Source organism: uncultured Methanobrevibacter sp. (assembly GCF_937898925.1).
In the GTDB taxonomy this organism is placed as follows: Archaea; Methanobacteriota; Methanobacteria; order Methanobacteriales; family Methanobacteriaceae; genus Methanobrevibacter.
This window is the reverse complement of record NZ_CALDKF010000052.1, coordinates 1-10,457: the sequence shown is the minus strand read 5'-3', so window position 1 is coordinate 10,457 and position 10,457 is coordinate 1. Positions and strand designations below refer to the sequence as shown.

The window sequence follows — 10,457 nt, the reverse complement described above, 5'->3', positions numbered from 1 at the left end:
AATTGTATTATTAGATTTTAAGAATATTTTCTTATTTTTCTTTTTTTTCTTTTTCTTTTATATTATTTATTTTCTTTATTTTCTTATTTTTTTATAATATTATTTTTTCTTTTTTTTATTTTGAATATTTTTTAATAATTTTTCAGAATATTATTATTTTTTTATAATCATTAATGAATTAAATTAAAAATTAAATAATTTTTTTTAAAATATTTAAATAAATAACTATATTAAGTAAAAAAGGATATAAATATAATTAACAATTATTTGGGTTGATAAAAATGAATAAAAAACTATTTACTCTGTTGATTTTAGCTATTTTAGCTATTGTAAGCATAGGCAGTGTCTATGCTTTGGATTTAGGAAGTGATGATAGCAGTCAAACTTCAAGTATAGGAAAGGTTACAATTGATGGAATCGATTTCAATATTCCAGATGGATTTGAGGAATTCATTACTAACAATACAGAACAATACAATAGGACAGTTGATGGTGTACCATATTTCTCAACCATAAAAAATTATGATAATGATAACGATTCAATTTCAATAGCTGTTTCTAAAAATCCTACCCATAAAGCAACTCAGGATACCGCTAAAGGTGTTGGTGGAGACCTTGAAACCATTAATGGGATTGAAGGATATTTAGATTATCATCCTAAAAACGTAACCAAATTTAAAAGTGGAAATCTTACATTTACCCTTACAATCCCTCCATATTATTCTTTTGCTTATTCACAGGATGATAAATTGGTTGTAATCGTAACAACAGATAAAGATTACTTATCTGAAGTATTAATTGAGGAACCATCATTCTTTGGTATAAGATTCTAAATTAAACCATTTCAACTTTTTTTATTTTTCTATTCTATTTTTTCTTATTTTATTTTCATTTCATAATTTAATTAATTACTCATCACTCAATTTCTAAAAATTTAAATATTATATTCTTGTAATTATAATATGATTTTAACTTTTTACGAGTATGAATTAAAATATTCTTAATTTAGATGATAATTATGATGGAAACTGATGTTTTAGTAATTGGTGCAGGTCCTGCTGGCTCTGCTGCTGCAAAGCATGCTGCTTTAGGAGGGGCAAGTGTAATTTTGATAGATAAGAAGTCAGAAATAGGTACTCCTAAAAGATGTGCTGAGGGTATTTATGACCATGGTCTTAAATGGCTGGAGATTGAACCTAATCCGCAATGGGCCGTTCAGAGAATCAATGGGGGAACTATAATTGCACCGGATAAGACAAGGTTGACTCTTGATGAGACAATACTTCCTGAAAAGGGATATATCATTGAGCGTAAGGTCTTTGATAAGTATATGGCTATGGATGCTGCAAGAGCTGGTGCCAAAATAATGGTTAAGACATTGGCAAAATCCATTATGAAAGATGAGGACTCAGAAGGTTCATTTTATGTAATCGATTGTGAACATATGGGGAAAATCATTGAAATAAAGGCTCGCATTGTAATTGCAGCTGATGGTCCTGAATCTCGGGTGGCAAAGGCATTTGGCATAAACTCCACTACAAAGCCACATGATATGATGTCTGGAGTTCAATATGAAATGGCTGGAGTTGATTGTGAGAGAATGGACTTGATTGAGCTTCATTTAGGTGCTTTTGCTGGTGGAGGATACGCTTGGGTATTTCCAAAGGGAGATGATACTGCTAACGTAGGTATTGGAATATCTTCAACAAGCAAAAAGCCAGCTATTGAATACCTAAATGAATTCATTGAATCTTATCCTCCTTTGAAAAATGCCAAGGCAGTTGAACTTAATGTAGGTGGAGATCCAATCGGAGGATTGATCGGCCAAATCTATAGCGATAACCTATTGGTTTGCGGTGATGCTGCAGGTCAAGTGGACCCAATCACTGGCGGTGGAATCATCTTGGGAATGCTTGGTGGAAAGACTGCTGGCCAAGTGGCTGCAAGGGCAGTCAGGGCTAAGGATTATTCAGCAGAAAGGTTAAGTGAATATGAGGTCTTATATGATGAATACACTCAAGGGGCTATTCCTAAATTAGCTATTGCTCATGAGGTATATGCTTCTTTAAGTGATGATGATTTAAATAAGATTATTCATGCATTCGTAGGGCTTGATTACAAGAATATGACTCCAAGCGATATTTTAAAAGTATTTTTAAAGATATCCCCTCGCCTTGCATTGAAGTTTACAAAATTGTTTAAAATTCTATTTTAATCAATAATCTATTTTTTTACAAAATTGTTTAAAATTCTATTTTAATCAATAATCTATTTTTTATTTTTCTATTTTTTCATATTTTTTTTAAAAAATAATATTTTTCTTAATAATTTTTAATAAACACACAATTTTTTTAAATTTTATTCATATCAATTAAATTTTATTATTTTTCAAGTAAACTTTATATACTATAAAGTATAAAATATGTTTAAGGGTTCATTCTCTTTATTTTTAATCTTAGCTAGTATTTTTAAACACAATATGAATAAGAAAAGAGATGAATTCTCTTTTCTTTTCTCCCCATTTTTATTTTTTTATTCTCTTTCTACTTTTTTGTAATGCTTTTTATATATGGCAATGAGTTTCTTTTTTATAATTTGATATTTTTTTAGCATCTAGTTTTAATAAGTAAAATGAACAAAATATAGATTATAATTATAAAAATTCTATTTTTTTTACAATGTAATTGGTGTTTTAATGAAAGAGAGATTAGACAAATATTTGGTGAGCAATAATTTTGTTGCCACTAGAACCAAATCAAAGGAATTGATCAAATCCAATAATGTGAAGGTAAATGATAAAATAGTTACAAAAGCCAGTTATATTGTTAAGGATTATGATAAAGTGGAAATAATCGACAATAGTTCCATTAAGTATGTATCAAGAGCTGGACTGAAGCTTGAAGGCGCAATAGACTCTTTTAATTTGGACTTGAAAGATAAAAACATTATGGACATCGGATCTTCCACAGGAGGATTTACAGACTGCTCATTAAGGCATGGCGCTAAAAGGGTAGTGGCTATTGATGTTGGAACTGACTTGATGGCAGATTCATTAAGGGAAGATGAAAGGGTTGAGCTCTATGAGCAATTGAACTTCAAGAATGCTCCAAGCAATCTCTTTGAAAACATTGACCTTATAGTTTCAGATGTGTCCTTCATTTCATTGAAGCATATTATTGATAGGATATCATTTGAAGATGAGGATTTTGAATTGGTTTTCCTCATCAAGCCTCAATTTGAATGCGGTAAGGAAATAGCTGATAAATTCAAAGGGATTATAAATGACAAGGAAGTTCATAAGGATGTTATTCTGGATATAATAACTTATTTTAAGAAATATGATTACAGCATCATGAACTTGGATGTTTCTAAGATTCAGGGTAAAAATGGGAATATAGAATATTTAGCTCATTTCAAAAGAAATGAAGAATCTTGTGAAATTTCTATAGATGATGTTGTAGAAAAAGCTTTTTTATAGAAATATTTATATAATTAGGAAATAAAATATTATTTAGGTTTACCTAATTTCTTTTTAGCCGATAAATAAGTCTAATTTTTTACATATATACATTATTAAGTAAGTAAATTAAAAATAGATATATATTTTATGGTTTTATCCAATATTACGGGATAAAATTAGTTTTAGGTAAAAGATTATTAAGTAGTTTTTATTCAATTTTTGAGAAGATAAAAATGGGGAAAGAAAATAATTCTAAAATTGATTCAAATGATGAAAAATCAATAAATAATGATAAAGCATATTACAAAAACGTTCTTTTAATAGGAAGTCCTAATGTAGGGAAGAGTTTAACATTCAATAAATTGACCGGTATGACTGCAGTGGTTTCAAATTATCCTGGAACCACAGTAGATATCGATGAAGGTAATTTCACCTATGAAAACAAGACAGTTCACATAACAGACCCTCCAGGACTTTATGATTTGAATACAATCACAGAAGAGGAAAGAGTAGCTAAATTATTGGTTTTGGATGAACAGTTTGACTTGATGGTTCATGTAGTTGATGCTAAAAACATTGAAAAGTCAATTGACCTTACATTGCAGTTGATTGATGCAGGAAAAGAGGTCATTTTAGTTTTAAACATGATGGATGAGCTTGAAAAGATTGGAGCAAGCATTGATGCTGAAAGTTTGTCACATGAGCTCGGAATTCCAATTGTCTTAACTGCAGCTGCAGAAAACAGAGGATTGGATGAATTGAAGCATACAATCGTCAACTATGATTCAATTGAAAATCAACTGTTGAGCGAATCAAGAACACTGTTGGATGTAGACTATGGAAGGTCTATTGAAATAGCTATTTCTGAGATAAAGAATAACATCAAGGGATCTTATCCTGTTTCTAAAAGATATTTGGCTGTTTCTCTTCTTGAAGGTGATGAAGACAGTGAAAACCTTGTAAAAGAGAAAGAAGATTATGTGCTTTTGTCAAAGGTTATTGATGCTCAAAAAGCCAAATTTGACCAACCTGTCAAGTATTTGACAAAGCTTAGGCTAGCTGATTATGCTAAACACATCAAATCAAATTACACAACAATTGATAGTGTAAACGTTCAAGATAATGATAGTTTAGGTGAAAAGTTAAGCAGAATAATGATTCACCCAATATATGGACTGATCATACTTGCCTGTGTATTGTACTTCGGACTTTATCTTATAGTTGGAGTGCTTGGAGCAGGCATTCTTGTAGACTTTTTGGAAAACACCATTTTTGGCCAGTATATCAACCCTGCAGTAACTGCAGTTGTTGTCCAATACATTCCATGGGTACCGATTCAAAATCTCTTTGTTGGTGAATATGGTATCGTCACTCTTGGTTTAACCTATGGATTTGGTATTATCCTGCCTATTGTATCCCTTTTCTTCATTGTATTTTCAATCCTTGAAGATAGCGGGTACCTTCCAAGGCTTGCTCTTCTTGTGGATAATGGATTCAAAAAGATTGGTTTAAGTGGAAGAAGCGTTATCCCATTTGTACTTGCAGTTGGCTGTGGAAGTATGGCAACAATGGTTACAAGAACACTTGAGACAAGAAGGGAGCGTAATATTGCTACAATGCTTATGGCTCTTACAATTCCTTGTTCTGCACAATTAGGGGTTATTATGGCTCTCTTATCCCAACATCAAAATGCCATCTGGATTTGGCTAGTGGTAATCCTATTTAACTTTGTTGTCATAGGTTTCCTTGCAAAAAGATTTGTTCCAGGTGCACAGCCAAGCTTCTTTATGGAATTGCCTCCTTTAAGATGGCCTAAATTGTCTCACATAGCTAAAAAGACTTGGACACGTCTTGTAATGTATATCAAGGAATTGATTCCAATTTTCATATTGATCAGTGTAATCATTTGGGCACTTGACTTATGTGGAATATTCCAATGGATTATTGCATGCATCAGCCCTGTTGTCCATGCGATTGGACTTCCAACTTCAACAAGTTCCTCATTCGTTCTTGGATTCTTTAGAAGGGACTTTGGTGCTGCAGGACTTATGACAATTCAGAATCAATTGACAGGAGTTCAATTGCTTGTTGCATCTGTAACATTGACATTGTTCTTGCCTTGTGTGGCTCAATTGATGATAATGATTAAGGAAAGAGGTGTGAAATTAGCTGGTTTGATTGCTGTAATGAGCATAGTTCTTGCATTTACAATGGGTTTTATAGTAAACCTAATATTAACTAGCTTACATGTGGTTTTATAGATTTATAGTTTTATAGTTTTATAATTATTATTCTTAATGTATATTTTAAATTGATGGGGCTTTAAAATGGGTGAAAATAAGATGAAAGATCAAATAATCAAATGTGAATTCTGCGGTTTCACATTTCAAAAATGCGATGGAATCAGCTGTGATTCATGCCCTATTAATTGCAAAACAGTGAAATGTCCCAATTGCGGATATGAGATTCTGCCGGAATCCAAATCCTATAAGTTTATGGAAGACAGCTTTAAAAAGATTAAGAGCATGATTAAATAGTTTCTAACAATTTAGCGTTTATATATTAAGAGCATGATTAAATAGTTTCTAACAGTTTGGTGTTTAAAATGGAAAAAAGTGAGATTGAACATTATTTGCGTGATATTTGGGTTAGAGAATTTGAAAAGGAAGAGAAATTGGTCATTGAAGAATTTAATAATGAAGATATTGAATTATTGGCTAAAAAGGAATATATCAAGATTGATGACGGTTTTGTTAACCTAACTGAAAGTGGGGAACGTTTGGGAAGGTCATTGGTTAGAAAACATAGGATTGCAGAAAAGGTTGTAGCAGACTTGTTTTTAGCTGACATGGACGAAATGGAAGAATTGGCAGACCAGATTGAGCATGTAATGAGTGAAGAGGTTGAAGACAATATATGCAGAATCTTGGGAAACCCTGAAAACTGCCCTCACAACAATCCAATCCCTAAAGGGGATAATGATAATGATTTAGGAAACGAGTACTCCGTGCCTTTAGTTTCTTGTCACAGTGGAGAATCCGGTGAGGTTTCACACATCAAAACGGAAGATGCTCGTAAATTAAGAAAAATCATGAATTTAGGGCTTATTCCAGGTTCTAAAATTTGCTTAATCCAAAAATTCCCTAATTATGTCTTCCAATTGGGAAACACCCAACTTGCTGTAGACAAGGAATTGGCTAACGAAATATTTATTAAATTAGATGAATAACTTATAATTACAAAATAATTGTAGATGTGAAAATATGTTAGAGATTATTCCTGTTCTAGATTTAATGAATTCTGTTGCTGTATCCGGTAAAAGCGGCAATAGAGACACTTACACTCCTTTGCAAACCATTTATGCATCTTCATCTGACCCTGTGGAAATAGCCAACTCATTGAAAAGGGCTAATGCAAAAGAGATGTATATTGCTGATTTGGACCTTATTGAAAGAAACGGAAATCATAACATCTATAAGATAAAGGAAGTAAACACCATCTTGCCGGTTATTGTGGATGTAGGTGTGGATAATCTTGAAACCTTTGAGTTCATGCTTGATTTCGCTTATAAGATCATTGTAGCTACTGAAACTTTAGAATCAATTGAAGAGCTTGAAAAGATCTTTGAAAAGTATCCAAAGGAAAGAATCATTGTAAGTGTGGATGTAAAGAATAATGAATTGTACACTAAACATATGGACTTGGATTTGGAAGGATTCAAGGAAGTCTTGAGAAGAATAGATCCAAATGAAATAATTTTGCTTGATATCTCTTCAGTTGGAACAGAAGCTGGATTCAATAAGGAATTGCTTGACAAGTTTGAAGAATTCAAGGACAAAATCATTTTAGGCGGTGGAATAACTAAGGATGAGATTACTTTAATCAATGAATTGGGAATCAAAAAGGCTTTGGTTGGAACTGCTTTGCATAAAGGGGAAATAAACATCACCAATTTCTGATTCTTTTATTTATTTCAAATTTTAATCAAATCTTAATTTTAAATTTTTTATTTTTTAGCTATTTTTTCTCTTAAAATTTAAATATTAAATGAAATAAATTATTATATAATTGTAAAAAGTATTAATGTGATATAAATGGCAAATGGATTTATTATTATATTTTCTCATATTCTACCCTTAATATTAGGATTTTTTAGCATTTTATTAATCATTAATGGAATAATGGATGAACAAAAGCATATTACTGCTTTAGGAATAGGGCTTTTCCTACTTGCATCAATAGGTCCTTTCTTTGTTTTACGTTTATTCATATAGTTAAATTATTTTATCTTTTTCCTATTTTTTCCTATTTTTCTAATTTTTTATTACTTTTCTCTTATTTTCATATCTTTTTTAATAACATATCATAATATCATGATATGAAAACATTTAAATATGTTGATGTGAAAACTATTATTATAAATAGGTGTTCTAAATGCAAGATCAAAATTCACAAAATGAAGAAAATAAAAATGATGATATGTGTGAAATATATCACCCACATGAAGATTCAATAGAAAGAGCTAAAAAGCATATTTTGGCTGATGACGAATATTCTGACCTTTCAGAGTTCTTTAAGATTTTTGGAAATCCAACAAGGCTTAAGATAATTTCCCTTTTGAGCTATGAGGATTTATGTGTATGTGACATATGCGAAGCCTTAGATTTGAATCAGAATGCAGTGTCAAATCAATTAAGGATATTGAGAGCGCATAATATTGTTAAATTTGAGAAAGAAGGAAAACAGGCAAGATATTCATTGACTGACCTTCACGTTGAAATGATTTTCAAGATGGGTTTGGAGCACTTGAATGAATAATTTTGGATATTCTTCAATTAAACTTTTAAATTATTATCAATTTTAATTTATTAATCATTAAGGTGTCAATATGGTAGAAAATAAATGTTATGATCCTGATTGTAATGAAGAGGAATGCTTCAATCCTGAACATTACAATTATATTTGTTTTGATCCTGACTGCAGTGATGAAAAATGTATGAATGAAAATCATTACAATAAGCAGTTATTGAAGGATTATCAGAAAAGCACTGACTTAAGTGTTTTTGATCATAGAGAAGAGATAGATTATGATGAAGATGTTGATATAAGTCTATGTGGTTGCCCAGATTGTGCAGATGATGGCCATGATCACGACCATCATCACGACCACGATCATGAGCATCACCATCATGACCATGAACATGACCACAGTCATGAGCATCACCATCATGACCATGAGCATGAGCATGAACATGAGCATGACCATGAACATGAGCATGACCATGAACATGTGGAAGAGCATCATGATGAGTCTTGTGGATGTGGCTGTGATGACGATGATTGTCATGATGAAGAGGAGCATAATCATGAGCATAATCATGAACATCACATTCATGACCATGACCACAGTCCTAAAGTAGTGGGAGATTCTTGTGAAGACCCTGATTGCGGTTGTCATGACCATGACCATGATCATCACCATCATGACCATGATGATTTAGATGATTTCTCACTTTGTGCATGTCCTGATTGTGCAGATGATGACCATGACCACGGACATAGCCATGGACATGACCACAGCCATGGGGATGGAGACCTTATTGCAGAAGGAAAACCTCTACTCTCAAATAGGCCTATTCAAATCATGGTTTCAAGTGGAATCTTATTTATAGCAGGACATATACTTGAATACTTATCTTTTGACATGACCATTGTTACAATAATTTACATGATTGCTGCTCTTATAGCAGGTTATGAAATAGCTGTAATGGCTTATAACTCACTTGTAAAACGTCATACCATTGGACCTGCACTTCTTGTGGTGATTGCATGTATAGCTTCATTCATTATCGGTCACGGTGAAGAGGGTGCGGCAGTTGCATTATTATACTATATAGCGGAATTCCTCGAGGATTATGCTGAACTTCGTGCAAAACGTTCAATCAAGTCATTGGTTGAATTGGCTCCAGAAACTGCAAGAGTCAAAGTTGACGATGGAGAGGAAGTTCGTAATGTTGACAAAGTAAAAATAGGTGAAATTGTCATCATCAGACCGGGAGATAAAGTTCCTTTGGATGGAAATATTGTATATGGTACATCTTCCATAAACCAAGCTTCAATCACTGGTGAAAGTCTTCCTGTAACAAAAACCATCGGTGATGAGGTCTTTTCAGGTACTGTAAATGAAGACGGATATCTTGAAATGGTGGTTAGCAAAGAAGCTAAGGACTCAGTAATTTCAAAAATTGTAACTCTTGTTAAAAGGTCACAATTGAACAGATCCACTACAGAAACATTGGTGGAACGTATTTCCAAATATTACACTCCTTTAATGATAGTCATTTCTGCCTGTGTAGCATTTATACCTCCACTCTTCTTTGGTCAGAACTTGGTAGATTGGGTTTATAAGGCACTTTCAATCATGGTAATTTCTTGTCCTTGTGCATTTTTAATATCCACTCCAATAGGAATGGTATCAGCAATCACTTCAGCTACCAGAAAGGGAGTTCTTATCAAGGGAAGTACATATGTAGAGGAAATGCGTAATGTTAAAGCGGTTATCTTTGATAAGACCGGAACCTTAACTGAAGGAAAGCTTGCATTAAGCGATATAAATGTTATAAATGATGCTTACAGTGAAGAAGAGATTGTAAGAATAGCTGCTTCATTGGAACACAGTTCTTCTCACCCAATCGCTCAGGCAATCGTTGATTATGCAGGAATTAATGAAATAAGCTTTGATGAGATTGAAGATTTCAAGAACATTCCAGGTAAGGGAATTGTCGGTACCGTTGATGGAAAACGTTACTATGCCGCAAATGAGTCATTGATTGAAGGAAGTGAGTTCAATGTTTCAAGAGATGAAATCAATAGTTATACTTCTGAAGGAAAAACTTTGGTATTCATTGGTGATGAAAATGGAGTAATTGCAGGTTTAACTGTAGTTGACAAGATCAGAGATAATGCTGCAGAAGTAATAAAAGACCTTAAGGACCAA

At 32.5% G+C, this 10,457-nt stretch carries 9 protein-coding genes; all 9 read left to right on the top strand.

Annotated elements, in window-relative coordinates; translation table 11 throughout:
- Positions 1-281: 281 nt before the first annotated feature.
- On the top strand, positions 282-833 hold the full coding sequence (locus Q0409_RS04020; RefSeq protein ID WP_298535340.1) for a hypothetical protein: 552 nt from the start codon (positions 282-284) through the stop codon (positions 831-833).
- A gap of 185 nt (positions 834-1,018) precedes the next feature.
- Complete coding sequence (locus tag Q0409_RS04015) at positions 1,019-2,215, top strand: NAD(P)/FAD-dependent oxidoreductase (RefSeq protein ID WP_298535338.1); 1,197 nt, start codon at positions 1,019-1,021, stop codon at positions 2,213-2,215.
- A 480-nt stretch (positions 2,216-2,695) separates the two neighbouring features.
- Positions 2,696-3,478: a TlyA family RNA methyltransferase gene (locus tag Q0409_RS04010; RefSeq protein ID WP_298535336.1), complete on the top strand. Its 783-nt coding sequence runs from the start codon at positions 2,696-2,698 to the stop codon at positions 3,476-3,478.
- Positions 3,479-3,693: 215 nt separating this feature from the next.
- Positions 3,694-5,721 (top strand): ferrous iron transport protein B, encoded by a 2,028-nt coding sequence (feoB, locus tag Q0409_RS04005; protein ID WP_298535333.1) that lies wholly within the window; start codon positions 3,694-3,696, stop codon positions 5,719-5,721.
- A gap of 66 nt (positions 5,722-5,787) precedes the next feature.
- Positions 5,788-5,997, top strand: coding sequence for a hypothetical protein (locus tag Q0409_RS04000; protein WP_298535331.1), 210 nt, complete (start codon positions 5,788-5,790; stop codon positions 5,995-5,997).
- A gap of 68 nt (positions 5,998-6,065) precedes the next feature.
- On the top strand, positions 6,066-6,689 hold the full coding sequence (locus Q0409_RS03995; protein WP_298535329.1) for a metal-dependent transcriptional regulator: 624 nt from the start codon (positions 6,066-6,068) through the stop codon (positions 6,687-6,689).
- 34 nt (positions 6,690-6,723) lie between these two features.
- On the top strand, positions 6,724-7,419 hold the full coding sequence (locus Q0409_RS03990; protein WP_298535326.1) for a HisA/HisF family protein: 696 nt from the start codon (positions 6,724-6,726) through the stop codon (positions 7,417-7,419).
- Between the two features lie 475 nt (positions 7,420-7,894).
- Entirely contained in the window at positions 7,895-8,278 is a 384-nt protein-coding gene (locus Q0409_RS03985; RefSeq protein ID WP_298535324.1) for a helix-turn-helix transcriptional regulator, read from the top strand.
- Positions 8,279-8,348: 70 nt separating this feature from the next.
- On the top strand, positions 8,349-10,457 hold a 2,109-nt coding region (locus Q0409_RS03980), incomplete at its 3' end, for a cation-translocating P-type ATPase (RefSeq protein WP_298535322.1).

Coding starts and splice junctions, on each gene's coding strand:
- Q0409_RS04000 (WP_298535331.1), top strand. CDS start 5,788: ATGGGTGAAAATAAGATGAAAGATCAAATAATCAAATGTGAATTCTGC.
- Q0409_RS03985 (WP_298535324.1), top strand. CDS start 7,895: ATGCAAGATCAAAATTCACAAAATGAAGAAAATAAAAATGATGATATG.
- Q0409_RS04015 (WP_298535338.1), top strand. CDS start 1,019: ATGATGGAAACTGATGTTTTAGTAATTGGTGCAGGTCCTGCTGGCTCT.
- feoB (WP_298535333.1), top strand. CDS start 3,694: ATGGGGAAAGAAAATAATTCTAAAATTGATTCAAATGATGAAAAATCA.
- Q0409_RS04010 (WP_298535336.1), top strand. CDS start 2,696: ATGAAAGAGAGATTAGACAAATATTTGGTGAGCAATAATTTTGTTGCC.
- Q0409_RS03995 (WP_298535329.1), top strand. CDS start 6,066: ATGGAAAAAAGTGAGATTGAACATTATTTGCGTGATATTTGGGTTAGA.
- Q0409_RS03990 (WP_298535326.1), top strand. CDS start 6,724: ATGTTAGAGATTATTCCTGTTCTAGATTTAATGAATTCTGTTGCTGTA.
- Q0409_RS04020 (WP_298535340.1), top strand. CDS start 282: ATGAATAAAAAACTATTTACTCTGTTGATTTTAGCTATTTTAGCTATT.